This is a genomic window from Streptomyces sp. NPDC006711 (assembly GCF_042869775.1).
Taxonomy (GTDB): domain Bacteria; phylum Actinomycetota; class Actinomycetes; order Streptomycetales; family Streptomycetaceae; genus Streptomyces.
Window position 1 is genome coordinate 21,697 of record NZ_JBIAGO010000005.1, and the last position, 25,516, is coordinate 47,212.

Below are 25,516 nucleotides of genomic sequence, written 5' to 3' on the forward strand. Positions count from 1 at the left end.
GAATCGGCCACCTAACGTCATCCGCACCGCCGGCCCCCGGCGGGAGTTCAAGGGTGAACGTTAGGTGTCCTCCATGCTGACCATCCTCGGCTTCGCCATGATCGCGACCTTCCTGGTCCTCATCATGCTGAAGAAGATGTCGCCGATCGCGGCGCTGGTTTTGATCCCCGCTCTCTTCTGCGTCTTCGTCGGCAAAGGAGCCCACCTCGGCGACTACGTCATCAAGGGCGTGGGCTCGCTCGCGCCGACGGCCGCGATGCTCATGTTCGCGATCATCTACTTCGGCGTGATGATCGACGTGGGCCTCTTCGACCCCGTCGTGCGCGGCATCCTGCGCTTCTGCAAGGCGGACCCGATGCGGGTGGTGGTCGGCACCGCGGTGCTCGCCGCGATCGTCTCGCTCGACGGCGACGGCTCCACCACCTTCATGATCACCGTCTCGGCGATGTACCCGCTGTACAAGCGGCTCGGGATGAGCCTGGTCGTGATGACCGGCGTCGCCGCCATCGCCAACGGCGTCATGAACACGCTGCCCTGGGGCGGTCCGACGGCCCGTGCCGCGACCGCGCTCAAGGTGGACGCCTCCGACATCTTCGTACCGATGATCCCCGCGCTCGCCGTCGGCCTGGTCGCGGTCCTCGTCCTGTCCTACGTCCTCGGCATGCGCGAGCGCCGGCGCGTGGGTTACCTCTCGCTCGACAAGGTCCTCACGCCGCACGGCGAGACGGTGCTCGTGGGTGCGGGGGGTGCGGGCGGCTCCGGCGACGCCCCGGCCACGACCGGCTCCGACCGGGCCCCGGGTGTCCCGGGCGACGGTCCCGGCACGGACGCCCCGGAGGGCGAGGACGACTTCCAGGGGCTCGACGCCGCACGGGAGACGCTGCGGCCCCGCCTGTACTGGTTCAACGCGCTGCTCACCGTCGCCCTGCTCACCTCCATGATCATGGAGTGGCTGCCGATCCCGGTGCTCTTCCTCATCGGCGCCGCCCTCGCGCTGACGGTGAACTTCCCGCACATCCCGGCCCAGAAGGCCCGCATCGCCGCCCACGCCGACAATGTCGTCAACGTCTCCGGCATGGTCTTCGCCGCCGCCGTCTTCACCGGCGTGCTCAACGGGACCGGCATGGTCAAGCACATGGCCGACTGGCTGGTCGGTGTCGTGCCGGACAGCACGGGCTCGCAGATGGGGCTCGTCACCGGACTGCTCAGCCTGCCGCTCACGTACTTCATGTCCAACGACGGCTTCTACTTCGGTGTCCTGCCGGTGCTGGCCGAGGCGGGTGCCGCACACGGCGTCTCCTCCCTGGAGATCGCCCGCGCCTCGCTGGCCGGGCAGGCCCTGCACATGTCGAGCCCGCTGGTGCCCGCCGTGTACGTCCTGGTGGGCATGGCCAAGGTGGAGTTCGGCGACCACACCCGCTTCACCGTGAAGTGGGCGGCCCTCACCTGTCTGGTGGTGCTGGGCTCGGGCATCCTGTTCGGCATCATCTGACGTCGCGCGCGGCCCGGGGCGCGGGGTGCCTCTGGCGCCCAAAAACTAACGGCGCTAGTTTGTGCGACGGACGACACCGGCCCGCTCGGGAGGAAATGCGATGAAGGCCCACGACGGCATGTACATCGACGGAGCGTGGCGAGCCGCCGCGGGCCGGGACGGCATCGCGGTGGTGAACCCGGTGAACGAAGAGGTCATCGCCGAGGTCCCCGCGGGCACGGCCGAGGACGTCGACGCCGCCGTGCGCGCCGCCCGCGCGGCCTTCCCTGCCTGGGCCGCGACCCCGCCCGCCGAGCGCGCCGCCCGGCTCGCGGCCCTGCGCGACGGCCTGGCCGCCCGCAAGGACGAGATCGCCGAGACCATCAGCGCCGAACTGGGCGCCCCGCTGCCCTTCGCCCAGAGCGTGCAGACGGGCCTGCCGATCGCCATCGCCGGCTCCTACGCCGAACTCGCGGCCTCGTACGCCTTCGAGGATCGGATCGGCAACTCCACCGTCCACCAGGAGCCGGCCGGTGTCGTCGGCGCGATCACGCCCTGGAACTATCCGCTGCACCAGATCGTCAACAAAGTGGCACCCGCGCTGGCGGCGGGCTGCACGGTGGTCCTCAAACCCGCGGAGGACACACCCCTCACCGCGCAGCTCTTCGCCGAGGCGGTGCACGAGGCCGGCCTGCCCGCCGGTGTGTTCAACCTGGTCACCGGCCTCGGTCCGGTCGCGGGCCAGGCACTGGCCGAGCACGAGGGGGTGGATCTGGTCTCCTTCACCGGCTCGACGGCCGTCGGCAGGCAGATCGGCGCCACGGCGGGCGCCGCCATCAAGCGCGTCGCGCTGGAACTCGGCGGAAAGTCCGCCAACGTCATCCTGCCCTCCGCCGACCTCGCCAAGGCGGTCCAGGTGGGCGTCGCCAACGTGATGAGCAATTCCGGCCAGACGTGCAGCGCCTGGACGCGGATGCTGGTCCACGCCGGCCAGTACGACCGAGCCGTCGAGCTGGCCTCGGCGGCCGCGGCCAAGTACACCGTCGGCGACCGCGTCGGCCCGCTGGTCAACGCCAAGCAGCGTGAGCGCGTGCGCGGCTACATAGAGCAGGGGGTCCGGGAGGGCGCCCGGATCGTGGCGGGCGGCCCCGAAGCGCCCCTGGAGCGGGGCTACTACGTCACGCCGACGGTCTTCGCGGATGTCACCCCCGAGATGACCATCGCGCAGGAGGAGATCTTCGGCCCGGTCGTCTCGATCATCAAGTACGAGGACGAGGACGACGCCCTGCGGATCGCCAACGGCACGGTGTACGGCCTGGCCGGCGGCGTCTGGGCGGGCGATGAGGCAGAAGCCGTCGCCTTCGCCCGCCGCATGGACACCGGCCAGGTCGACATCAACGGCGGGCGGTTCAACCCCCTGGCGCCGTTCGGCGGCTACAAGCAGTCGGGGGTCGGACGCGAACTGGGCGTCCACGGTCTGACGGAGTACCTCCAGACCAAGTCGCTCCAGTTCTGACCCCCCGCTTCCTGCCCCCGCTTCCTGCCCCCGTTTCTCGCCCTCGCTTCCCGCCGCTCGCTTCAGGAGTCACGTCCACATGGTTCGCGCCGCCGTACTGCCCGCCGTCGGCTCTCCGCTGGAGATCACCGACATCGAACTGCCCGAGCCCGGTCCCGGCCAGGTCCGGGTCCGCCTGGCCGCCGCCGGGGTCTGCCACTCCGACCTCTCGCTCACCAACGGCACCATGCGGGTCCCGGTGCCCGCCGTCCTCGGCCATGAGGGCGCGGGCACCGTCGTCGCCGTGGGCGACGGGGTCACCTCGGTCGCGCCCGGCGCCCAGGTCGTCCTCAACTGGGCTCCCTCGTGCGGCAGTTGCCACCCCTGCTCGCTCGGCGAGGTGTGGCTCTGCGTCAACGCCCTGGCCGGCGCGGCCTCGGTGTACGCGCGCACGGCCGACGGCACGCAGCTCCACCCCGGTCTGAACGTCGCCGCGTTCGCCGAGGAGACCGTCGTCGCGGAGAACTGCGTCATCCCCCTCCCTGCCGGCATCCCCCTCACCGAGGCCGCGCTGCTGGGCTGCGCGGTGCTCACCGGGTACGGGGCCATCCACCACTCGGCGAAGGTGCGCCAGGGCGAGACGGTCGCGGTCTTCGGCGCGGGCGGCGTGGGCCTTGCCACGCTCCAGGCCGCGCGGATCGCGGGCGCGGGGCAGATCATCGCCGTCGACGTCTCCCCGGACAAGGAGGAACTGGCCCGGGAGGCCGGGGCCACCGACTTCGTTCTCGCCTCGGACACCACGGCCAAGGACATCCGCCGGCTCACCGGCGGCCAGGGCACGGACGTGGCCGTCGAATGCGTGGGCCGCGCGGTGACGATCCGTACCGCCTGGGAGTCCACCCGGCGCGGCGGCCGCACCACCGTGGTCGGCATCGGCGGCAAGGACCAGCAGGTCACCTTCAACGCCCTGGAGATCTTCCACTGGGGCCGCACCCTGGCGGGCTGCGTCTACGGCAACTGCGACCCGGCCAAGGACCTCCCGGTCCTGGCCGCCCACATCCGCGCGGGCCGGCTGGACCTGGCGTCCCTGGTGTCCGAGCGCATCCCCCTGATCGCCATCCCGGCCGCCTTCGACAACATGCTGGCGGGCAAGGGGGGCAGGGCGCTGGTGGTGTTCTAGGAACCCTCCGAGTGGCGTGGGCTGCCAGGCGCGGCGGCCCGCGCTCGGTGCGAAGGCACGACCAGGCGGCCCGCGCCTGGCGCGAAGGCACGATCAGGCGTCCCGCGCCGCCGGGTACTGGAGCGCGAGCCCGTCGAGCAGCGCCCGCAGGCCCGTCTCGAACGCGCCCTCGTCGATCTCCTCCTGCCGCTCGGCGAGGAGGTGCGCCTGGCCGAGGTGGGGATAGTCGGCCGGATCGTACGCCGTCTCGTCGTCCACGAAGCCGCGGGCGAAGGAGCCGAGCGCGGAGCCCATGATGAAGTACCGCATGAGGGCGCCGATGCGGGTCGCCTGGGCGGGCGGCCAGCCCGCGGCGACCATCGCGCCGAACACCGCGTCCGCGAGCCTGAGGCCCGCGGGGCGCCGGCCCGGCCCCTGGGCGAGCACCGGGACGATGTGGGGATGCCGGGTCAGGACCGCGCGGTAGGCGAGGGCCCAGTCGTGCAGGGCGGTACGCCAGTCGCGCTCGTCGCCCTCCTCGAACATCGACAGATCGACCTGTGCGGAGGTGGCGTCCGCGACGGCTTCCAGGATCTCGTCCTTGGTGCGGAAGTGGTTGTAGAGCGAGGGCCCGCTGACCCCGAGCTCGGCTGCGAGGCGGCGGGTCGAGACGGCCGCGAGGCCTTCCGCGTCCACGAGCGCGCTCGCCGCCGCGACGATGCGGTCGGTGCTCAGGAGGGGCTTGCGCGGTCGGGCCATGCGGCACATAGTAGGCCCGGCAACCAAAAACTAGCAGTGGTAATTAAATCTGGGGTGCACCCACCATGAACCTGGAGCTGAGCCCATGAACCTGGAGCTGAGCGAGGAGCAGGCGGCCGTCCGGCAGCTCGCCGAGGAGTTCGTCGCGCGCGAGGTGACCCCGCACGTCGTGGCCTGGGACCGCGCGGAGAACGTCGACAAGTCGATCGTGCGGAAGCTGGGCGCGCTCGGCTTCCTCGGGCTCACCATCGACGAGGAGTACGGCGGCTCGGGCGGCGACCACCTCGCCTACTGCCTGGTCACCGAGGAGCTGGGCCGGGGCGACTCCTCGGTCCGCGGCATCGTGTCCGTCTCGCTCGGCCTGGTCGCCAAGACCATCGCGGCCTGGGGCGACGAGCGGCAGAAGCGCGCGTGGCTGCCCCGGCTCACCTCGGGCGAGGCCATCGGCTGCTTCGGCCTGACCGAGCCGGGCACGGGCTCGGACGCGGGCAACCTCTCCACCCGGGCCGTCCGGGACGGCGACAGCTACGTGATCGACGGCGCGAAGATGTTCATCACCAACGGCACCTGGGCCGACGTGGTGCTGCTCTTCGCCCGCACCAACGACACGCCGGGCCACCGGGGCATCTCCGCCTTCCTGGTCCCCACCGACACTCCCGGTCTGACCCGCCGCACCGTCCACGGCAAGCTCGGCCTGCGCGGCCAGGCCACCGCCGAACTGGTCCTGGACGGCGTACGCGTACCGGCGAGCGCCCTCATCGGCCCCGAGGGCAAGGGCTTCTCGCTCGCGATGTCCGCGCTGGCCAAGGGCCGCATGTCGGTCGCCGCCGGCTGCGTGGGCATCGCGCAGGCGGCCCTGGACGCGGCCGTGCGCTACGCCGGCGAACGCGAGCAGTTCGGCAAGCCCATCGCGCACTACCAGCTGGTCCAGGAGCTGATCAGCGACATCTCGGTGGACGTCGACGCGGCCCGGCTGCTGACCTGGCGGGTCGCCGATCTCATCGACCGTGGCCAGGAGTTCGCGACCGCCGCCTCCAAGGCGAAGCTGTTCGCGTCGGAGGCCGCGGTACGGGCCGCCAACAACGCCGTCCAGGTCTTCGGCGGCTACGGCTACATCGACGAGTACCCGGTGGGAAAGCTGCTGCGCGACGCCCGTGTCATGACCCTGTACGAGGGCACGAGCCAGATCCAGAAACTGATCATCGGCCGCGCGGAGACCGGGGTTTCGGCCTTCTGAGCGGTCCCGGCGCACCTGAGTACGTACTGAGTACGCGAGCGGATGGGGCAGGTGCCGCATCCGCTGCATGCTGTCGGTCATGAGTGAGACACAGGTCAAGCAGCAGAACACCGCGGCCTACTACGGGCAGGCCGTCGCCGCCTTCTCGATCGCGCTCGGCGCCACCGCGGTCGGCATCCTGCGCCTCCAGGCCGACGCCTGGGTGCGGGCTTTCCTCGCCATGGCGGTCCTCTACCTGGTGACGTCCGCCTTCACCCTCGCCAAGGTGATCAGGGACCGGCAGGAGGCCGGCCAGATCGTCAGCCGCGTCGATCAGGCGCGCCTGGAGAAGCTGCTCGCCGAACACGACCCGTTCCAGAAGGTCTAAGCGCTTGCTCACCCTCGGGGTATGGTGTTCGTCCTGCTGAACGAAGCGCGGACGGACGAAAGGGGCGAGCGATGGGCACGGCTGACGTGACGAAGGAGACGGCCGGCGGCGAGGAGAAGCCGTGGGGCGAGGTCACGCCGGAGGCCGCGCGGAGGCTGCTCGTCGCCGCCGTCGAGGCGTTCGCCGAGCGCGGTTACCACGCCACCACCACCCGGGACATCGCGGGCCGGGCCGGGATGAGCCCGGCCGCGCTCTACATCCACTACAAGACCAAGGAAGAACTGCTCCACCGGATCAGCCGGATCGGCCACGACAAGGCCCTGGAGATCCTGCGGTCCGCCGCCGAGGGCGAGGGGAGCGCGGCCGAACGGCTCGCCGCCGCCGTGCGCTCCTTCGTCCGCTGGCACGCGGGCCACCACATGACGGCCCGCGTGGTCCAGTACGAGCTGGACGCGCTCGGCGAGGAGCACCGCACCGAGATCGTGGAACTGCGCCGCCGCAGCGATGCGGCGGTGCGCGGCATCCTCAACGACGGCGTGGCCGCAGGGGAGTTCGACGTGCCGGACGTGCCGGGGACCACGCTCGCCGTGCTCTCGCTCTGCATCGACGTGGCCCGCTGGTTCAACACCGAGGGCCGCAGGACGCCCGACGAGGTCGGCGCGCTCTACGCCGGCCTCGTGCTGCGGATGGTCGGCGCACGCACCTGACGGCGTGCCGTGCTCGGAGAAAGCCGTGCTCAGAGAAAGCCGCGCTCAGAAGAAGCCGTGCTCAGAAGAAGTAGCGCGAGACCGACTCCGCCACGCACACCGGTTTGTCGCCGCCCTCGCGTTCGACGGTGACCTTCGCGGTGACCTGGACGCCTCCGCCCGCCTCCACGACCTCCGTCAACTCGGCCGTGGCGCGCAGCCGCGAGCCGACCGGCACGGGGGAGGGGAAGCGGACCTTGTTGGTGCCGTAGTTGATGCCCATCTTCATGCCCTCCACGCGCAGCACCTGCGGCACCAGCGTGGGCAGCAGCGAGAGCGTGAGGTAGCCGTGCGCGATCGTCGTCTTGAAGGGGCCGGCCGCGGCCCGCGCGGGATCGACGTGGATCCACTGGTGGTCGCCCGTGGCGTCGGCGAACAGATCGATCCGCTTCTGGTCGATCTCCAGCCAGTCGCTGTGTCCCAGCTGCTCGCCCACGCCGGCCCTCAGCTCCTGGGCGGACGTGAAGATCCTCGGCTCTGCCATGTCCCTGGTCCCTGCCTCTCACGACGCTCTCGCGGTCCTGGCCAAGCGCTTGCTCAGCAACCTCAGCATGGTTCGGGTGGAGGGTCCTGTCAACGAGCGACCGGGCGCCGGGGCCGTGCGGGGACGGGGGCCCGCGACGGCTCCGGGGCTGCCCGTAGGGTTCGAGGGGTGCCGCAGATTCCAGAGAAGATCCACGAACTCACGGTCGGGCAGCTGTCCGCCCGCAGCGGAGCCGCCGTGTCCGCCCTGCACTTCTATGAGGCCAAGGGGCTCATCACGAGCCGTCGCACCTCCGGCAACCAGCGCCGCTACGGCAGGGACACCCTGCGCCGCGTCGCCTTCGTACGGGCCGCGCAGCGGGTGGGGATCCCGCTGGCCACCATCAGGGACGCGCTCGCCGAGCTGCCCGAGGAGCGCACCCCGACCCGGGAGGACTGGGCACGTCTCTCGGAGGCCTGGCGCTCCGAACTCGACCGGCGCATAGCGCAATTGGGCCAGCTGCGCGATCACCTCACGGACTGCATCGGCTGCGGCTGCCTGTCCCTGGACAACTGCGTCCTGTCCAACCCGGACGACGTGTTCGGCACCGGCCTCATCGGCTCCCGCCTTCTGGGCGAGCGCAAGACCTGACGGTCCCGCACCCCCGTTACGCGCAGGCCAGCGCCACGGTCACCAACTGGGCGTTGGACCGGGCCCGTTGGCCGTCCGGCAGGGTCAGTACGTCCTCCAGGCCCATGCGGGTGTCGAGGCCGAGCCGCAGGGCTAGGGGGTGTCTGGTGGATCAGGGTCGGTCAGGGCGCGGCGTCTGGTGCGGTGCATCGCAAGGCGCCGGAGCGTCTCGATAGCGGAGCTATCGGGGCGATTCGGCAACGCCGCGAGGTGCCGTGCCAGACGCCGCGCCCCCGGCCATGGTCCACCAGACACCCCCTAGGCGCAGCACCGGCCAGGCGCCGTCGTCCTGGCCGTGCAGGAGCACGGGCCTGCCGTGCGCGGTGCCCAGCTCGGCGAGAAGGGCGCGGGCCCCGGGCTCGGCGGTCCCCGCGCCCGTCTCCGTCACCTCGGCCAGGACACGCAGCACCCGCGCGGAGTGGGGCGAGGCCAGGAAACGGCGCGTGGCGTCGGTGCCGGACCAGATGCCCGCCTCGATCCCCACGCCCCGGTCCAGCAGGGCCGCCGCCACCTCCTCCGCGCCGTCCTCGTGCCAGTTGACCGACGCGTGGTCGGGCAGCACCGTCCAGGACCGTATGTGCTCCACGCGCCGCGCCGGGTCGGGCTCCGCCCAGGCGCCCGTGGTCACCCCCACGGGCACGTCCACCGCCGCCCGTATCGCCTCAAGTGCCGCTCCCACCCCGCGGGGTGAGAGCGAGTCGCCGCCGCAGGGGGTCTTGGGGTGGACATGGACCTCGGCCGCGCCGGCCGCGACGGCGGCCTCGGCGGACTCGGCGAGAGCGGCCGGGGACAGCGGCACCGCCGCTCCGTCATCCGCGCCGCGAGCTCCGTTCAGACAGACCTGAATCATGGGTCCGATGGTGCCGGAGGCCACTGACAACGCGGGGGAGAGCCGGCTCGCCCCCGCGCTCCTCAGGCCACCGATGCCAGTTCTCCGCGCCGTGCCGTCTTGGCCCGCGTCAGGGCCTCGGGGGTCAGGACCGGCTGCGGCACGAGGATCCCGCAGCCCGAACAGACCGGTCCGAACCACGGCTCGTGCGCCAGCTCCTGGCTCCACACCAGGCAGCTCCCGCCGCAGACCGGGCACGCGGTCCCGGGTTCGGCCCGCAGGGCCGAGATCATGCGGCCCAGCACCTCGGCCATCGGCCCGGTGGGATGCGTACGGGGGTCGTCGCACCACGCCACCCCGAAGCCGCCCCAGGTGCGCCGGTGCCAGTCGTCGAAGGAGCCCGGGCGGCGCAGGCCCGCGTGCTTCTCGCGCTTCCTGCGCCTGGCGAACTCCACTTCGTAGGCGAGCCAGACGGCGCGCGCCGCCTCCAGCTCCTCCAGCGCGGCCACCAGCCGCGCCGGATCGGGAGCCCGGTCCTCGGGCCCGATGCGGTGCCTGCCGCACAGATGGTCCCAGGTCGCCCGGTGTCCATAAGGGGCGAACCGCTCCAGGCACTTGCGCAGCGAATAGCGCCGCAGCGCGAGATCATTGCGCGGGTCGCGCACCTGTCTTGCCAGACTGCGGAAACCAGCCATGGCCCTGCCACCTCCGTCGCTCGTACTTCGGCGTCGAGGAATGGACGTACCCGAAGGCGATCCGGCTCCATCGAATTTCCGATGACGTCCATTACGGGGGTTTCGCCTACCCTGCCCCAAGGGTTGGAATCCGTTTCTCACGAACTACTCAGAACGTGGCCCATATGCGGCGGTTGCGCCGCCGACCTGCCCGAACGCCCCCGGGCCCCGGCGTGGGGCGGCTCGAACCCCCGGCCGGGAGGCGGCTCGCCACTTGGCCGCGCTCGCCCCGGCCAAGTGGCCCCGGACGAAAAGGGACCGGACGACATACGCGTGTCGGCGGAGGCGGAAAGGGTACGGCTCGAGGGGCGCCCTCGGTCCAGGCCCGGGCGCCGGTGCGATCCGGCGGGTGTGTGGGGGCGTGTGGGGATTCGGAGAAGGTGACGTATGTTCACCTTACGCGGCGCCGTACCCCTGAGTAGCCTCCCGCGCATCGGCCCCCACTAGGAGCGCGCATGCGACGACGCACCGCAAGGCTCAGAACTGCCCCTCAAACCAAGGGACTCGGGTCCATGACGGCCCGCGTGAAACGGGGCAGGGCCGCCGCCTGCGCCCTGACCGTGACCGCCCTGTGTGCCGCCCTGCTCGGCCCGGCCCTGCCCGCCGGCGCCGCCGAGCCCTCGGACGGCGACCTCTGCCAGGGCCAGTGCTCCGACATCCTGCCGCCCGGCGCCAACGGCAGCGCCACGCTCGTGGAGATCCTGGGCAACAAGATGTTCGGGACCCACCCCGCACACAGCGACGACGAGCTCGGCAAGTACGACGCCCTGGTGGCGGGCCAGTCCTCGCTCACCGACGACAAGCTCAACACCTTCTTCAACGACGCCTCGTTCGGCGTGCCGAGCGGCCAGGCCCAGTCGGCCACCTCGCCCCGCCCCGACGTCACCATCACCCGGGACAAGGCCACGGGCGTACCGCACATCAAGGGCACCACGCGGTACGGCACCGAGTACGGCGCCGGGTACGCGGCCGGCCAGGACCGGCTCTGGCTCATGGACCTCTTCCGCCACATCGGGCGCGGCGAACTCACCTCGTTCGCGGGCGGCGCGCTCGCCAACCAGGGCCTCGAACAGGAATTCTGGCCGCAGGCCCCGTACACCGAGGCCGATCTCCAGGCCCAGGTCGACCGCATCCGCACCACCAACGGCGCCCGGGGCGAGCAGGCCATGGCCGACGCGCAGGCCTACGTCGACGGCATCAACGCCTATGCCAAGCAGGCCAAGGACGGCCGTTACTTCCCCGGCGAGTACGTCCTCACCGGGAAGATCGACTCCGTCACCAACGTGGGGGAGATCCAGCCCTTCAAGCTCACCGACCTCATAGCCCTCGCCTCCGTGGTCGGCGGCCTGTTCGGCGGCGGCGGAGGCGGAGAGGTGCAGGCCGCGCTCGCGCTCCAGGCCGCCCAGGCCAAGTACGGCGTGGCCGAGGGCACCAAGGTCTGGGAGTCCTTCCGCGAGCGCGACGACCCCGAGGCGGTGCTGACCGTCCACGACGGCACCAGCTTCCCGTACGCGGGCAAACCCGCCAGCCCCCAGGGCGCCGCGCTGCCCGACACCGGCTCCGTCGTGCCCGAACAGCTCGTCTACGACCGCACCGGCTCGGCGGTCACCGGCGCCAAGGCGGATGTGAAGGTGCCGCGGAAACTGGCGTCGCTGAAGGGCATGTACGACAGCGGGGCGCTGCCCGGCATCGACCTCGGCAAGCCGCGCGGCATGTCCAACGCCCTGGTGGTGTCCGGCGCGCACACCGCGAGCGGCAACCCGGTGGCGGTGTTCGGGCCCCAAACCGGTTACTTCGCGCCGCAGTTGCTGATGCTCCAGGAGATCCAGGGCCCCGGCATCAGCGCCCGGGGCGCCTCCTTCGCGGGCGTCGGCATGTACGTCCAGCTCGGCCGGGGCCAGGACTACGCCTGGTCGGCCACGTCGGCCGGCCAGGACATCACCGACACCTACACGGTGGACCTGTGCCAGGACGCCACCCACTACGTGTACCGGGGCGTGTGCACGCCCATGGAGAAGCTGGAGAAGACCAACTCCTGGAAGCCGACCGTCGCCGACACCACCGCGGCCGGTTCCTACCGGATGCAGGTGTACCGCACCAACTACGGCATCGTCACCGCGCGCGCCACCGTCGCGGGCAAGCCCGTCGCCTACACCTCGCTGCGCTCCACCTACCGCCACGAGGCCGACTCGATCATCGGCTTCCAGATGATGAACGACCCCACGTTCGTCAAGGACGCCAAGTCCTTCCAGGAGGCGGCCCAGTCGGTCGACTACACCTTCAACTGGTTCTACGCCGACTCCCGCACCGCCGCCTACTACAACAGCGGCCTGAACCCGGTCCGCGACCCGGACGTCGACCCGTCCCTGCCCGTCAAGGCCGACCGGGCCTATGAGTGGCAGGGCTTCGACCCCGCCGCGAACACGGCGGACTACACCCCCTCCGCCCAGCACCCCCAGTCGACCGGCCAGGACTACTACGTCTCCTGGAACAACAAGCAGGCCAAGGGCTACTCCACGGCCGGCTTCGGTGACGGCTCCGTGCACCGCGCCAACCTCCTCGACGACCGTGTGAAGGCGCTGGTCGCCCAGGGCGGCGTCACCCGGTCCTCGCTCACCCGGGCGATGGCGCAGGCCGCCGTCACCGATCTGCGCGGCGAGGACGTCCTGCCCGAACTCCTCCAAGTGCTGCGCACGGCGCCCGTGACCGATCCCCAACTCGCCACCGCAGTACAGCAGTTGCAGGCCTGGCAGGCCGACGGTTCCCAGCGTCGCGAGACCTCGCAGGGCTCACACACCTACACCCACCCCGACGCGGTGCGCCTCATGGACGCCTGGTGGCCGCTGCTGGTCGAGGCGGAGTTCCGGCCCGGGCTCGGTGACCCCCTCTACAGCGCCCTGACCGCCAACCTCGGCATCGACGAATCGCCCTCCGCCGGGCACGGCCCGACCGGCGCGCACGCCGGGTCCGCCTTCCAGTACGGCTGGTGGAGCTACGCCGACAAGGATCTGCGTACGGTCCTCGGACAGCCGGTCCAGGGTCCCCTGGCCCGCGCGTACTGCGGTGACGGCAAGGTGGACGCCTGCCGCGAGAGCCTGCTCAGCACCCTGAAGCAGGCCATGGCCAAGACCCCGGCCCAGGTCTACCCCGGGGACGCCGGCTGCAAGGCCGGTGACCAGTGGTGCGCCGACTCCATCGTGCAGCGCCCGCTCGGCGGCATCACGCAGTCCGCGATCAGCTGGCAGAACCGGCCGACCTACCAGCAGGTCGTCGAGTTCCCCAGCCACCGCTAGGACGCCCGTGCCGCGGGTCAGGTCGGGATGATCCGGCCCGCGGCCAGCACCACCCGGACCAGCTCCGGGTGGCAGATGTCGCTGTGCGCGCCGGTGGGCGGGCCGCCGTTCTTGACCACGGCCGCCGCGTCCACGCTGACGCAGCCCGAGTCGGGCACGCCGTCGCGCAGCGCCTCGGCCAGGGTCAGGGTGGTGCAGGGGCTGACGGCCTGGATCCCGTCGTGGCCGATCGCCCACCACCGCCTCTCCAGGCCCGGCAGGGCGCTCGCGTAGTCGCCCGAGACGGCGGAGGCCAGCGGATAGATCACGCCGAGCGCGGTGTCGAGGTGCGAGTAGCAGGAGACGACCGGTCCGTCGATCCGCGCCTGCGCGTCGCTGAGCGCGCCCGAACCCGCCAGGCCGTCCGGCAGCCGCTCGGCGAAGGCGTAGTGCGAGAAGGCCCCTTCGAGCAGCGTCAGCGACTTCACGTTGCGCGCGCCCGGCGGAAGTCCTTTCAGAGCGAAGGCGACCAGGCGCGCGCCCTGGCTGTGTCCGACGAGGTGGATCCGCAAGTCGGGTCTGGTGAGGGCGAGTTGGCCGATGAGCGGCCCGAGACCGCGCTGCCCGACGGTGCCGGCCCGATGTTTCATCTCGTAGTACGTCGTCTGGCGCAGCACTTCCTTGGCGCCGTCCCAGAGGTGCTTCAGCGAGCCGACGATCGAGAACGCGGGCCCGGGCGGGCCCGGTTGTACGTCCATGCCGGTCTCGGCGAGCGCGGCCGTGAACCGCCGGCACAGCTCCAGTGTGTCGTCCGTGAGGAGCGCGGGGGGTGGCGGCGCGGTGCCGTCCAGGACCAGGTCCCCGGCGCCCGCGCCCGCCCCGGCCGCCACGAGCCCCCTGGTCAGTCGCCCGAAGTCGGTGAACGCCTCGGCGCTGTCCGGGCGTTCGGCGAGGTAGGCGGCGACCCGGTCGATGGCGGCGTCCTGGCCGGGGAAGAACCCCTTGAGCGCGGCGACGGTCGCGCTGTCGAGTCCGGGGCCGGGGGCGTTGGCCGCGGCGTGCGGGAAATCGGGGATGTTCTCGTCGGCGAAGCGGATCGAGGGCCAGATCACGCCCCCGTACGCGAGCCGTACGCCGGGGGCGCCCGTCAGGAGCGCGGGGTAGGCGGCGAAGTAGGCGCGGAACAGGCCCCGGGCCGAGGTCGGGGTGTTGTTCCAGCCGTGCGCGAACAGCACCAGGTCCGTGGCGTCCACGCCGGTCAGGGCGGCGCGCTCGGCGGGATCGGCGTCGCCGTCCGCGTCGAAGGTGATCTCCCGGTACGGCTCGACTCCGATGTCCGTCATGCCCCGACCTCCGGTCCGCTCGACGATGAGCGTCCTCCATCGTCCTGCGACGGCGAGGACCTGGCCATACGCCGGACACCGCGGATGCGCGGCGGGGCGCGGTGCCGGGTCGAGCCATGCCCATGCGGGCCAGGGGCGCGATGCCGGGCCGGGCCATGCCGGGTGGCCCAGCACCAACCCTGCCGGGGGCGGGGCCGGGTTGGGCTCTACCGGGTGGGCCGGCACCAGTCCCGCCAGGGGCGCGGGGAACTGCGCGACCAGCCACGCACGGTCCGTAGCCGGGGTCCCTGGGGCTCCGCCCCAGACCCCGTTCGCGCTGAAGGCGCTCGTCCTCAATCGCCGGACGGGCTGAGGTTGCCTGTGTGGGCCAGCATGAGCCCTGCCCCGAGACAATCCACACGGGCCGGCACCAGCCCCGCCAGGGGCGCGGGGAACTGCGCGACCAGCCGCCCACGGTCCGCAGCCGGGGTTCCTGGGGCTCCGCCCCAGACCCCGTTCGGCCTGAAGGGCCTCGTCCTCAATCGCCGGACGGGCTGAGGGTGCCGGTGCAGGCCAGCACCAGTCCCGCCAGGGGCGCGGGGAACTGCGCGACCAGCCGCCCACGGTCCGCAGCCGAGGTCCCTGGGGCTCCGCCCCAGACCCCGTTCGGCCTGAACGGCCTCGTCCTCAAACGCCGGACGGGCTGAGGGTGCCGGTGCAGGCCAGCACCAGTCCCGCCAGGGGCGCGGGGAACTGCGCGACCAGCCGCCCACGGCCCGCAGCCGAGGTCCCTGGGGCTCCGCCCCAGACCCCGTTCGGCCTGAAGGGCCTCGTCCTCAATCTCCCCCAAGGCCTTAAGGGCCAGGGGGGACCCCCATGACAGGCTGAGGTTGCCTGTATGGGCCAGCATGAGCCCTGCCCCGGGGTGGCCCCGTGGGCCGGCATGAGCCCTGCCCCCGAGCGGCCCCCGTGGGCCAGCACCAGCCCTGTCAGGGGTGCGGGGAACGCCCCGCCGGGCGCACGTGGCCCGCGCGTTGACGGCGGGGGTTTCGCCTCGACATACCGACCGGTTAGTCTGCCAAGGCATCCGGCACGGCACGGCACGGCACCCGCGGAGAGGCGGCCCCATGAGCACGGCACAGGCGGTCCAGAACAGCACGGTGGTCGTCACCGGCGCCGGCGGCGGCATCGGCGCGGCCCTCGCGCGCAGATTCGCCGAGGAGGGCGCCCGCGTCGTCGTCAACGACCTGGACGCCGACAAGGCCCGCAGGACCGCCGACGAGATCGGCGCCATCGCCGTGCCGGGCGACGCCTCCACCGTCGTCGGCCCCGCCCGCGACGCGCTCGGCGCCCCCATCGACATCTACTGCGCCAACGCGGGCCTCGGATCGGCGGGTTCGCAGGCGGCCCCCGAGGACGTCTGGGCCGCCGCCTGGGACGTCAACGTGATGGCCCACGTCCGCGCCGCCCGCGAACTGCTGCCCCACTGGCTGGAGCGCGGCAGCGGCCGGTTCGTCTCCACCGTCTCCGCCGCCGGCCTGCTCACCATGATCGGCGCCGCCCCGTACAGCGTCACCAAGCACGGAGCGCTCGCCTTCGCCGAGTGGCTTTCGCTGACCTACCGCCACCGGGGCGTCCAGGTCCACGCGATTTGCCCGCAGGGCGTACGCACCGACATGCTGGCCGCCACCGGAACGGCCGGTGACCTCGTGCTCAAGCCCACCGCGATCGAGCCCCACGAGGTCGCCGACGCGCTCTTCGCCGCGATGGCCGACGAGCGCTTCCTGGTCCTGCCCCACCCTGAGGTGGCCGACTACTACACCGCCCGCGCCGCCACCCCGGACCGCTGGCTGGCCAACATGAATCACCTTCAGCAGAAGTGGGAGACGCAAGCGGGATGACCTCGATCTACGCGGCCAGGCCCTGGCTCACCCAGCTCAGCGCCGCCCAGCGCGCGGACATCACCCCGCCCGAAACGGTGCTGCACTCCCTGCGCGCCGCCGTCGCCCGGGCCCCCGAACACACCGCGCTCGCCTACTTCGACGGCCGCCTCAGCTACCGGGAGGTCGACGCCCTGTCCGACTCCGTGGCCGGGCACCTGGCCGAGCGCGGCCTGGCCGGCGGCGAGCGCGTCGCGCTCATGCTCCAGAACACCCCGCACTTCGTGATCGCCCTGCTCGGCGCCTGGAAGGCCGGCGCCGTGGTCGTGCCGCTCAACCCGATGTACAAGTCCGGCGAGGTGGCGCACGTCCTCGCGGACGCCGAGGCCGCCGCGCTGATCTGCTCCGAGGGGGCCTGGGAGGAGTACCTGCGCGAGAGCGCCGCCCGCTCCCCGGTACGCATCGCGCTCACCGCCTGCGAACTCGACCTCCAGACCCGCGACGACAAGCGCGTCCTCGGCTTCGAACGACTGCCCCGGCCGGCGGACGCCGACGACCTCATCGCCGTCGCCCGGGCGGAGCACGACGCTCCGGCGGGGCGGGAACCATCCGGTGACGACACGGCGTTGATCAGTTACACCTCCGGCACCAGCGGAACCCCCAAGGGCGCGATGAACACCCATCGCGGCATCACCTACAACGCGGAGAGGCAGCGCACCGGACACCCCATAGCCGAAGGCTCGGGCTACTTCACGCTCGCGCCGCTCTTCCACATCACCGGCATGGTCTGCGAACTCGCGACCTGCCTCGCCAACGCGGGCACCCTGATCCTGACCTACCGCTTCCACCCGGGCGTCGTCCTGGACGCGTTCACCGAACACCGCCCCGCCTACACGGTCGGCCCCGCCACGGCCTTCATGGCGCTCGCGGCCGCTCCCGGTGTCACCCGGGAGCACTTCGCCTCCTTCCGCCTCATCTTCTCGGGCGGCGCCCCGCTGCCGCCCGCCTTGGTGGAGAAGTTCCGCGCGGACTTCGGACCGTACATCCGCAACGGCTACGGCCTGACCGAGTGCACCGCCCCCTGCGCCTCGGTCCCGCCCGAGAGGGAGGCCCCGGTCGATCCCGTCTCCGGCACGCTCTCGGTCGGCGTGCCGGGGCCGCAAACGGTCGTACGGATCATCGACGCCGAAGGCAACGAGGTGCCCCTCGGTGAGCAGGGCGAGATCGTGGTGCGCGGACCGCAGGTGGTGCCCGGCTACTGGCGCCGCCCCGACGCCACCGCCGAGGCGTTCCCGGACGGCGAACTGCGCACCGGCGACATCGGGTTCATGGACCGCGACGGCTGGCTCTACGTGGTCGACCGGATGAAGGACATGATCAACGCGTCCGGCTTCAAGGTCTGGCCGCGCGAGGTGGAGGACGTCCTCTACACCCACCCGGCGGTGCGGGAGGCCGCCGTCGTGGGCATCCCCGACCCCTACCGGGGCGAGAGCGTCAAGGCGTACGTCAGTCTGCGCCCCGGCGCGGACGCCGACCCGGACCGGCTCGCGGCGTACTGCGAGGAACGGCTCGCGGCCTACAAGTACCCGCGCGAGGTGGAGATCCTGACGGAACTTCCCAAGACCACGAGTGGGAAGATCCTCAGGCGGGAACTGCGCGACCGGGCGTAGCGCCCGAGGAGCGGGCCGGCGTGAACGGCCGGCCGGCGCGGCACGACCGGTACCGCGCGACCAGCACACGGCGGGGGCAGCGCCCCTCGCGCAAGCACCACGGAAAGGTGGCGGCGATGGCCAAGGCGACGGACACGAGCGGCACCACGCCCGTCCCCCAGCGGCTGCTCGCCGCCGCCACCCGGCTGTTCGCGGAGAACGGCTACGACCGCACCTCCGTGCAGGAGATCGTCGAGGCGGCGGGCGTCACCAAGGGCGCCCTCTACCACTACTTCGGCTCCAAGGAGGACCTGCTCCAGGAGGTGTACGCCCGGGTGCTGCGCCTCCAGCAGGAACGGCTCGACGCGTTCGCCGACGCGGACGAGCCGATCGAGAAGCGGCTGCGCGAGGCGGCCGCCGACGTGGTGGTGACCACCATCGACAACCTGGACGACGCGGCGATCTTCTTCCGCTCGATGCACCAACTGAGCCCGGAGAAGAACAAGCAGGTGCGGGCCGAGCGCCGGCGCTACCACGAACGGTTCCGCGCGCTCATCGAAGAGGGCCAGGAGGCGGGCGTGTTCTCCGTGGCGACCCCGGCCGACCTGGTGGTGGACTACCACTTCGGCTCCGTCCACCACCTGTCCACCTGGTACCGCCCCGGCGGCCCGCTCACCCAGCAGCAGGTCGCCGACCACCTCGCCGACCTGCTGCTGCGCGCGCTGCGCCCCTGAACCTCCCCTTCGCTACAGGTACTTCTTCAGCTCGCGGCGGGCCAGTGAGCGCTGGTGCACCTCGTCCGGGCCGTCCGCGAGCCGCAACGTCCTTGCCGCCGCCCACAGTTCGGCCAGCGGGAAGTCCTGACTCACGCCGCCCGCCCCGTGCAGCTGGACGGCGTCGTCGAGGATGCCGACCACGGTGCGCGGGGTGGCGATCTTGATGGCCTGGATCTCGGTGTGCGCGCCCCGGTTGCCCACCGTGTCCATCAGCCAGGCCGTCTTCAGGACGAGCAGGCGCAGCTGCTCGACCGCGACCCGCGCGTCCGCGATCCACTCCTGCACCACGCCCTGCTGTGCGATCGGCTTGCCGAACGCCGTACGGGACACGGCCCTGCGGCACATCAGCTCGATGGCACGCTCGGCCATGCCGATCAGCCGCATGCAGTGGTGGATCCGGCCGGGCCCGAGCCGGGCCTGCGCGATGGCGAAGCCCCCGCCCTCCTCGCCGACCAGGCTGCTCACGGGCACCCGGGCGCCGTGGAAGACGACCTCGGCGTGGCCGCCGTGGGAGTGGTCCTCGTAGCCGTACACCCGCATCGCGCGCCGGATCTCGACGCCGGGGGTGTCGCGCGGCACCAGGACCATCGACTGCTGGCGGCGCACGTCGGCGTTGCCCGGGTCCGTCTTGCCCATCACGATGAAGATCGTGCAGTCCGGGTTCATCGCGCCGGAGATGTACCACTTGCGCCCGGTGATGACGTAGTGGTCACCGTCCCGCTCGATCCGCGTCTCGATGTTGGTGGCGTCGGAGGAGGCCACCTCCGGCTCGGTCATCGCGAAGGCCGAGCGGATCTCCCCGGCGAGCAGCGGCTCCAGCCATCGCTTCTTCTGCTCGTCCGAGCCGAACTGGGCCAGGACCTCCATGTTCCCGGTGTCGGGGGCCGCGCAGTTGAGGGCGGTGGGCGCCAACTGCGGGGAGCGGCCGGTGATTTCGGCCAGCGGGGCGTACTGGAGGTTGGTGAGCCCCGCGCCGTGCTCGGCGTCGGGAAGGAAGAGATTCCACAGGCCCTGGCGGCGCGCCTCGGCCTTGAGCTCGCCGACCACGCGCGGGGTGTCCCAGGGCGAGGCGAGCTCGGCGCGCTGCTCGTGCGCGGTGGTCTCGGCGGGGTGGACGTACTCGTCCATGAAGGCGAGGAGCCTGGTCCGCAGCTCTTCGGTGCGGGCGTCGAATGCGAAGTCCATGCGGGGGTTCAGCCTTCCTGAAGGGTGGTGAGGCCGTGCTCGATGAAGACGGGGACCAGCTCGCCGATGCGGTCGAACCCGGCGCCCACGGTCTGGCCGAGGGTGTAGCGGTAGTGGATGCCTTCGAGGATCACGGCGAGCTTGAACCAGGCGAACGCCGTGTACCAGGAGATGGCGCAGGTGTCCCGGCCGGAGCGGGCCGCGTAGCGTTCGATCAGCTCGGCGGGGGAGGGGTGCCCTGCGGCGCCCGCCGTGGTGGACACCGGCGAGTGGGGCAGGTCGAGTTTCGCGCTGTACATGACGAGCAGCCCGAGGTCGGTCAGCGGGTCACCGAGCGTGGACATCTCCCAGTCGAGCACCGCCTTGATCCGGTCGTCGTCGCCGATCAGGACGTTGTCCAGACGGTAGTCGCCGTGCACGACGGTGGGCGCGGGCGAGGCCGGCAGGTCGCGCCCGAGGGCGGCGTGCAGTTCGTCGATGCCGGCGAGCTCGCGGTTGCGCGAGGCGTCCAGCTGCTTGCCCCAGCGGCGCAGCTGGCGGTCGAGGAAGCCGTCCGGCCGTCCGAAGTCGCCGAGCCCGACCGCCTCGGGGTCGACGGCGTGCAGCTCGACGAGCGTGTCCACGAGGGAGAGCACGGCGGCCCTGGTCCGCTCGGGACCGAGCGGCGCGAGCTGTTCGGCGGTGCGGTACGGGGTGCCCGCCACGTACTCCATGACGTAGAACGGCGCGCCGAGCACCGACTCGTCCTCGCACAGCAGCACCGGCTCGGGCACCGGGACGTTCGTCGGGTGCAGCGCGCTGATGACCCGGTGCTCGCGCTTCATGTCGTGCGCGGTGGCGAGCACATGGCCGAGCGGCGGCCGCCGCACGACCCACTGACCGGCGCCGTCGGTGACGACATACGTCAGGTTCGACCGGCCGCCCTCGATCAGGCGGGCGCTGAGCGGTCCGCTCACAAGGCCCGGCCGTGCGCGGTCCAGATGGGTCCGCAGCCGCTCCGGATCGAGGCCTGGCGGGGGGACTGCGCTCATGTTCGGCACCTCCACAGCGGGGTCGGTCATCGTGTACCGGGATACGCTACCGACCAGTCGGTATGCCGTCCAGGCCGGCCCCTGGATCGGCGGGCGCGTCGGGGGAGGGAAGCCCGGAAAAACCGCGTCGGGCGAGGGAGGCCCGGAAAAACATCGGGCTCAGGAAGAGCGTCCGGCTCAGGAAGCGTTGGGCTCAGAAGGTTGTCCGGCTCAGGAGGCGTCCGGCTGACAAAGGGCGTCCGGTTGAGAAACGGCGTCCGGCTCAGAACGGGCGTCCGGCTCAGAAAAGTATCGCGACGGCGAATGACGCCAGGGCCACCGTGCACGCGGCGGCGCCCAGCGCGGCGCGGGGCGCGAGCACCCGGGGGCGGGCGCCGTCGCTCAGGGTCTGGATGCGGCGGTGCGCCACGGCAAGGAAGCCGAGCCAGACCAGCGCGCTGAGCGCCACCGCCGCCAGGGCGAAGGGTGAACTCCCTTGTCGCAGCGCCTGTTTGGCGGCGAGCACGGCCGCCACCGTGCAGGACAAGGTGGTACGCCGCCACGCGAGCCGGGTCCGCTCCGGCTGGAGCCCGGGGTCGCGGGCGGCGCCCGGCGCGGACATCAGCCCGCCCAGCCGAAGACGACGACGAGCACCATCGCCACCGCGACCAGTGCCACCGCCAGGCCGAGGACGGTGGGGAAGCGCGAGACCGGAAGGTCCTCGCCGCGCCGCATGGCCCGCTCGCACCGCACCCAGTGGTTGACCGCGCGCAGCGCGCACAGCACCCCCGACGCCAGCAGCGCGAGCGCGAGCGCGACCCGGACGCCCCAGCGCAGTCCCGGCAGGAACTGATCGACCGCGAAACCGCCCCCGACCAGCGCGAGCGAGGTCCTGATCCAGGCCAGAAAGGTGCGCTCGTTGGCGAGGGAGAACCGGTAGTCGGGGGTGTCGCCCTCCTCGCCGATGCGCCCGGGCGCGAACCACAGCCGCAGGGTCTGCACGATCATGATCACCTGCCGCACCCTACCCGTCGGCCCTCACGACGGCCCGGCATCGGCCCGGCATCCCTCACGAAGGCCCGTGACCGCCTGCGCGCAGCCGCCGCCAGGCCGCGAGCCCGTCCGGCACCCACTCCCAGTCGTCGATGCGGCGCTCCAGCTCGGCGAGCGGCAGGAAGGCGTGCCAGGCCACCTCCTCCACCTGCGGGCGCACCGGCAGCTCGCAGCGCACCTCGTACACCGATGACCACCAGCTCAGCTCCCCGTCCTGGTAGAGGAACTTGAACAGCGGCACGGGCCGGGGCAGCCCGGTGACCCCCAGCTCCTCCTCGGCCTCGCGCAGCGCCGCGACGTCGTAGGACTCGCCCGCGCCGACCACACCGCCGACGAACATGTCGTACAGGGAGGGGAAGACCAGCTTCTGGGGGGTGCGGCGGTGGACGAAGACCCGGCCCGCCGCGTCCCAGGCCAGGACGAACACGCAGCGGTGGCGAAGGCCGCGCGCGTAGACGTCGGCGCGCCGGGCCTGCCCGGTCACGGTGTCGTGCTCGTCGACGATGTCCAGGATTTCGTCAGCCGGATTCATGGGCCCATGAAAGCATCCGCCCGCAGCCCGCAGCCCGCAGCCCGCAGCCCGCAGCCCGCAGCCCCGCCTTCGTCGCGCTCGGGGCCGTTCAGTGCGGCTGGAGGTCGCGGGCCTCCTCCTGGGACGCGCTGCCCGACGGCATCGCGGGATGCAGCCCGAGCAGCACGATGCCCGCGACGATCGCCGCGAGCCCGGCGGCCTCCCAGGCCAGCGCTCCGGTGTCGGTCCGCAGCCGGTCGCCGAGGAAGCCGACCGCGCAGGCGATCCCCGCGAGCGGCTGGGCCGCCGTGAGGGCGGGCAGCGACATGCGCAGCGGGGCCGTCTCGAAGGCGCTCTGCACGAGGACGAGTCCGCTCACCCCGAGCGCGATCACCGCGTACGGCTGCCAGCTCGCCATCAGCTCGGGCCAGCCGCCGCGCGACAGGCGCTGGCCGCTGATCCGGGTCAGCGCGTCCTGGAGTCCGTAGAGCATGCCCGCCGCGACGGCCAGCAGGACCGGGGCCGCCACGCTGAGCCGGGCGTGCTTGGCGAGCGCGGCGAGCAGCAGGGCGATGCCGACCACCAGGCCCACGATCAGCCAGTGCCGCAGCGCCCCCGCGACCGCGACGCCACCCTGGGGCTGGCCCGCCACGATGAACGCGGTGACCCCGCCCGCGAGCAGCGCGAGACCCGCCCAGCCCTGGCGGCCCAGCGGTTGGTGGGTCTGGAGTCTGGACAGCCACATGGCGAAGAACAAGTTGGTCGCCACCAGCGGTTCGACCAGGGACACCTCGCCCCAGCCGAGCGCGAGGGCGCTGAGAGCCATGCCCGCCACCATCAGGCCTATCCCGGCCAGCCAGCGCGGCATCCGCACCAGGTCGAGCAGCAGCCTCGGGGACAGGAAGTCGCTCAGCGGGGCGTGCTGCGCCGCGTTCTGCTGCAACACGAAGCCCGAGCCCAGACAACACGCTGCGCTCACGGCGAGGACGAGGACCAGGACCGACACGACGTACACCTCAAGTACGGCCGGGGGGCGCTGCCTTGGCCGACGATAGCGCCCCGGGGAGGCGGCTGCCTGCCGGGTGCCCGCAGCCGGGCGGTTGACGCCGGGTGGGTGCCGCCCGAAGATCTGACCCACGGGTAACGTGGCGGACGAGCGGAGTGAGCGGCCGATGGCGTACGACGCCGATGTGATCGTGGTCGGGGCGGGGCTCGCGGGCCTGGTGGCCACGGCGGAGCTGGTGGACGCGGGCAGGAAGGTGATCCTGCTCGACCAGGAGCCCGAACAGTCCATCGGTGGCCAGGCGCACTGGTCCTTCGGCGGGCTCTTCCTCGTGGACTCGCCCGAGCAGCGCCGCATGCGGATCAAGGACAGCCGGGCGCTCGCGCTCCAGGACTGGTACGGCACGGCCGGCTTCGACCGGGCCGAGGACCGCTGGCCGCGTGCGTGGGCCGAGGCCTATGTCGACTTCGCGGCCGGCGAGAAACGGGCGTGGCTGCGGGCCGGGGGCGTGCGGTTCTTCCCCGTGGTGGGCTGGGCCGAACGGGGCGGCTACGACGCCACCGGGCATGGCAACTCCGTTCCCCGCTTCCACATCACCTGGGGCACCGGGCCCGGCATCGTCGCCCCGTTCGAGCGGAGGGTGCGGGAGGGCGCCGCCCGGGGGCTTGTTCGGTTCGCGTTCCGCCACCGGGTGACGGGGCTCGGCCGCACGGCCGGCGTCATCGACACGGTGACCGGCGAGGTCCTGGAGCCGTCGGGCGCCGCGCGCGGAACCGCGTCCACCCGGACCGTCACCGGTGCCTTCGAGCTTAAGGCGCAGGCCGTGATCGTGACCAGCGGCGGCATCGGCGGCAACCACGATCTCGTCCGCGCCCAGTGGCCCCCGCGGCTCGGCACCCCGCCCGAGCACATGCTCTGCGGGGTGCCCGCCCATGTGGACGGCCTCATGCTCGGCATCACCGAACAGGCCGGCGCCCACCACATCAACGGCGACCGCATGTGGCACTACACCGAGGGCATCCAGAACTGGAACCCGATCTGGGCCCGGCACGGCATACGCATCCTGCCCGGACCCTCCTCGCTCTGGCTGGACGCGCGCGGCAGCCGCCTGCCGGTGCCGCTCTTCCCCGGCTTCGACACGCTCGGCACGCTCGACCACATCATGCGGACCGGGTACGACTACACGTGGTTCGTGCTCGACCAGAAGATCATCGGCAAGGAGTTCGCCCTCTCCGGCTCCGAGCAGAACCCCGACCTGACCGGCATGTCGGTGCGCGGGGTCATCGGGCGGGCCAGGGCGGAGGTGCCGGGCCCGGTCAAGGCGTTCATGGACCACGGCGCGGACTTCGTCGTCGAGAGGGACCTCGCGTCCCTGGTGCGCGGCATGAACGCGCTCACCAAGGAGCCGTTGATCGACGAGAGCGCCCTGCGCCGCGAGATCCGGGCCCGCGACCGCGAGATCGCCAACCCCTTCACCAAGGACCTCCAGGTCACCGCCATCCGGGGCGCGCGCCGCTACCTCGGCGACAAACTCATCCGCACCGCGCCCCCGCACCGCCTCCTGGACCCCGCGGCCGGCCCGCTGATCGCGGTCAAGCTCCACATCCTGACCCGCAAGTCGCTCGGTGGCCTGGAGACCGACCTGTCCTCCCGCGTCCTCACCCCCGGCGGCGACCCCCTGCCGGGCGTGTACGCGGCGGGCGAGGCGGCGGGCTTCGGCGGCGGAGGCGTCCACGGCTACCGCTCCCTCGAAGGCACCTTCCTGGGCGGGTGCCTCTTCTCGGGCCGCGCGGCGGGGCGGGCGGCGGCCCGCGCGGTGTCGTAGCGGCCTGCGGCAGCGCCGGGCCGCGCGGCCACGAGAAGTCGATCATGCGGTGGCCCCCGCACGGCAAGCGCGCATTGGGG

The 25,516-nt window shown here is 72.2% G+C and carries 23 protein-coding genes and 1 pseudogene; 12 read left to right on the plus strand and 12 right to left on the minus strand.

Annotated features, from left to right (window positions below; translation table 11 throughout):
- Nucleotides 1–73 precede the first annotated feature (73 nt).
- From ACFYM2_RS12845 to ACFYM2_RS12855, 3 genes are all read left to right on the plus strand, one after another.
- Nucleotides 74–1,492: a CitMHS family transporter gene (locus tag ACFYM2_RS12845; protein ID WP_388835859.1), complete on the plus strand. Its 1,419-nt coding sequence runs from the start codon at nucleotides 74–76 to the stop codon at nucleotides 1,490–1,492.
- 100 nt (nucleotides 1,493–1,592) lie between these two features.
- The gene (locus ACFYM2_RS12850) at nucleotides 1,593–2,987 is read left to right on the plus strand and encodes an aldehyde dehydrogenase family protein (RefSeq protein ID WP_359001264.1); all 1,395 of its coding nucleotides are present in this window, start codon (nucleotides 1,593–1,595) and stop codon (nucleotides 2,985–2,987) included.
- A 79-nt stretch (nucleotides 2,988–3,066) separates the two neighbouring features.
- Nucleotides 3,067–4,146, plus strand: coding sequence for a Zn-dependent alcohol dehydrogenase (locus ACFYM2_RS12855; RefSeq protein WP_388835861.1), 1,080 nt, complete (start codon nucleotides 3,067–3,069; stop codon nucleotides 4,144–4,146).
- Nucleotides 4,147–4,239: 93 nt separating this feature from the next.
- On the opposite strand, the gene ACFYM2_RS12860 is transcribed toward ACFYM2_RS12855, so the two are convergent.
- Nucleotides 4,240–4,884: a TetR/AcrR family transcriptional regulator gene (locus tag ACFYM2_RS12860; protein ID WP_388458913.1), complete on the minus strand. Its 645-nt coding sequence runs from the start codon at nucleotides 4,882–4,884 to the stop codon at nucleotides 4,240–4,242.
- Nucleotides 4,885–4,969: 85 nt separating this feature from the next.
- On the opposite strand from ACFYM2_RS12860, the gene ACFYM2_RS12865 reads away from it, so the two are divergent.
- From ACFYM2_RS12865 to ACFYM2_RS12875, 3 genes are all read left to right on the plus strand, one after another.
- On the plus strand, nucleotides 4,970–6,121 hold the full coding sequence (locus tag ACFYM2_RS12865; RefSeq protein WP_388835864.1) for an acyl-CoA dehydrogenase family protein: 1,152 nt from the start codon (nucleotides 4,970–4,972) through the stop codon (nucleotides 6,119–6,121).
- A 79-nt stretch (nucleotides 6,122–6,200) separates the two neighbouring features.
- The gene (locus tag ACFYM2_RS12870) at nucleotides 6,201–6,488 is read left to right on the plus strand and encodes a YiaA/YiaB family inner membrane protein (RefSeq protein WP_359001257.1); all 288 of its coding nucleotides are present in this window, start codon (nucleotides 6,201–6,203) and stop codon (nucleotides 6,486–6,488) included.
- A gap of 71 nt (nucleotides 6,489–6,559) precedes the next feature.
- Nucleotides 6,560–7,195 carry a TetR/AcrR family transcriptional regulator gene (locus ACFYM2_RS12875; RefSeq protein WP_359001254.1) on the plus strand — a complete coding sequence of 212 codons (636 nt, stop codon included), beginning with the start codon at nucleotides 6,560–6,562 and terminating at the stop codon, nucleotides 7,193–7,195.
- Nucleotides 7,196–7,256: 61 nt separating this feature from the next.
- On the opposite strand, the gene ACFYM2_RS12880 is transcribed toward ACFYM2_RS12875, so the two are convergent.
- The gene (locus ACFYM2_RS12880) at nucleotides 7,257–7,718 is read right to left on the minus strand and encodes a MaoC family dehydratase (RefSeq protein ID WP_359001251.1); all 462 of its coding nucleotides are present in this window, start codon (nucleotides 7,716–7,718) and stop codon (nucleotides 7,257–7,259) included.
- Between the two features lie 168 nt (nucleotides 7,719–7,886).
- On the opposite strand from ACFYM2_RS12880, the gene soxR reads away from it, so the two are divergent.
- A complete protein-coding gene (soxR, locus tag ACFYM2_RS12885) occupies nucleotides 7,887–8,348 on the plus strand; it encodes a redox-sensitive transcriptional activator SoxR (RefSeq protein WP_359001248.1) in 462 nt (153 codons plus the stop codon).
- 16 nt (nucleotides 8,349–8,364) lie between these two features.
- Here the strand turns inward: soxR and ACFYM2_RS12890 are convergent.
- From ACFYM2_RS12890 to ACFYM2_RS12900, 3 genes and pseudogenes are all read right to left on the minus strand, one after another.
- Nucleotides 8,365–8,475, minus strand: a pseudogene (locus ACFYM2_RS12890) (3-keto-5-aminohexanoate cleavage protein); the annotation flags it as partial.
- Nucleotides 8,476–8,568: 93 nt separating this feature from the next.
- Nucleotides 8,569–9,237, minus strand: coding sequence for a 3-keto-5-aminohexanoate cleavage protein (locus ACFYM2_RS12895; RefSeq protein WP_388835868.1), 669 nt, complete (start codon nucleotides 9,235–9,237; stop codon nucleotides 8,569–8,571).
- Between the two features lie 62 nt (nucleotides 9,238–9,299).
- On the minus strand, nucleotides 9,300–9,911 hold the full coding sequence (locus ACFYM2_RS12900) for a hypothetical protein (protein ID WP_388835871.1): 612 nt from the start codon (nucleotides 9,909–9,911) through the stop codon (nucleotides 9,300–9,302).
- Between the two features lie 551 nt (nucleotides 9,912–10,462).
- On the opposite strand from ACFYM2_RS12900, the gene ACFYM2_RS12905 reads away from it, so the two are divergent.
- Nucleotides 10,463–13,243, plus strand: coding sequence for a penicillin acylase family protein (locus ACFYM2_RS12905; RefSeq protein WP_388835873.1), 2,781 nt, complete (start codon nucleotides 10,463–10,465; stop codon nucleotides 13,241–13,243).
- 17 nt (nucleotides 13,244–13,260) lie between these two features.
- On the opposite strand, the gene ACFYM2_RS12910 is transcribed toward ACFYM2_RS12905, so the two are convergent.
- Nucleotides 13,261–14,565: a serine-threonine protein kinase gene (locus tag ACFYM2_RS12910; RefSeq protein ID WP_388835876.1), complete on the minus strand. Its 1,305-nt coding sequence runs from the start codon at nucleotides 14,563–14,565 to the stop codon at nucleotides 13,261–13,263.
- A 1,106-nt stretch (nucleotides 14,566–15,671) separates the two neighbouring features.
- Here ACFYM2_RS12910 and ACFYM2_RS12915 point away from each other — a divergent pair.
- From ACFYM2_RS12915 to ACFYM2_RS12925, 3 genes are all read left to right on the plus strand, one after another.
- Nucleotides 15,672–16,445, plus strand: coding sequence for an SDR family oxidoreductase (locus tag ACFYM2_RS12915; RefSeq protein WP_388458924.1), 774 nt, complete (start codon nucleotides 15,672–15,674; stop codon nucleotides 16,443–16,445).
- The gene (locus tag ACFYM2_RS12920; protein ID WP_388835879.1) at nucleotides 16,442–18,094 is read left to right on the plus strand and encodes a class I adenylate-forming enzyme family protein; all 1,653 of its coding nucleotides are present in this window, start codon (nucleotides 16,442–16,444) and stop codon (nucleotides 18,092–18,094) included. The genes ACFYM2_RS12915 and ACFYM2_RS12920 overlap by 4 nt, the downstream gene beginning before the upstream one ends.
- Before the next feature lie 116 nt (nucleotides 18,095–18,210).
- Nucleotides 18,211–18,807, plus strand: coding sequence for a TetR/AcrR family transcriptional regulator (locus ACFYM2_RS12925; protein ID WP_388836217.1), 597 nt, complete (start codon nucleotides 18,211–18,213; stop codon nucleotides 18,805–18,807).
- A gap of 12 nt (nucleotides 18,808–18,819) precedes the next feature.
- Here the strand turns inward: ACFYM2_RS12925 and ACFYM2_RS12930 are convergent, their stop codons facing one another.
- The 6 genes from ACFYM2_RS12930 to ACFYM2_RS12955 all read right to left on the minus strand — a co-directional run bounded on the left by ACFYM2_RS12930 (nucleotide 18,820) and on the right by ACFYM2_RS12955 (nucleotide 23,614).
- Nucleotides 18,820–20,034: an acyl-CoA dehydrogenase family protein gene (locus ACFYM2_RS12930; RefSeq protein ID WP_359001201.1), complete on the minus strand. Its 1,215-nt coding sequence runs from the start codon at nucleotides 20,032–20,034 to the stop codon at nucleotides 18,820–18,822.
- An 8-nt stretch (nucleotides 20,035–20,042) separates the two neighbouring features.
- Entirely contained in the window at nucleotides 20,043–21,065 is a 1,023-nt protein-coding gene (locus tag ACFYM2_RS12935) for a phosphotransferase family protein (protein WP_388835883.1), read from the minus strand.
- A 280-nt stretch (nucleotides 21,066–21,345) separates the two neighbouring features.
- Nucleotides 21,346–21,666: a DUF202 domain-containing protein gene (locus tag ACFYM2_RS12940; RefSeq protein WP_388458932.1), complete on the minus strand. Its 321-nt coding sequence runs from the start codon at nucleotides 21,664–21,666 to the stop codon at nucleotides 21,346–21,348.
- A complete protein-coding gene (locus tag ACFYM2_RS12945) occupies nucleotides 21,666–22,052 on the minus strand; it encodes a YidH family protein (protein WP_388458934.1) in 387 nt (128 codons plus the stop codon). Before ACFYM2_RS12945 ends, ACFYM2_RS12940 begins: the two co-directional genes overlap by 1 nt.
- A 61-nt stretch (nucleotides 22,053–22,113) precedes the next feature.
- The gene (locus tag ACFYM2_RS12950; RefSeq protein WP_388835885.1) at nucleotides 22,114–22,629 is read right to left on the minus strand and encodes an NUDIX hydrolase; all 516 of its coding nucleotides are present in this window, start codon (nucleotides 22,627–22,629) and stop codon (nucleotides 22,114–22,116) included.
- Nucleotides 22,630–22,717: 88 nt separating this feature from the next.
- Nucleotides 22,718–23,614: a DMT family transporter gene (locus ACFYM2_RS12955; protein ID WP_350229489.1), complete on the minus strand. Its 897-nt coding sequence runs from the start codon at nucleotides 23,612–23,614 to the stop codon at nucleotides 22,718–22,720.
- A gap of 166 nt (nucleotides 23,615–23,780) precedes the next feature.
- Here ACFYM2_RS12955 and ACFYM2_RS12960 point away from each other — a divergent pair, with 166 nt between their 5' ends.
- Nucleotides 23,781–25,436 carry an FAD-binding dehydrogenase gene (locus ACFYM2_RS12960; protein ID WP_359001186.1) on the plus strand — a complete coding sequence of 552 codons (1,656 nt, stop codon included), beginning with the start codon at nucleotides 23,781–23,783 and terminating at the stop codon, nucleotides 25,434–25,436.
- The last annotated feature ends 80 nt before the right edge of the window (nucleotides 25,437–25,516 follow it).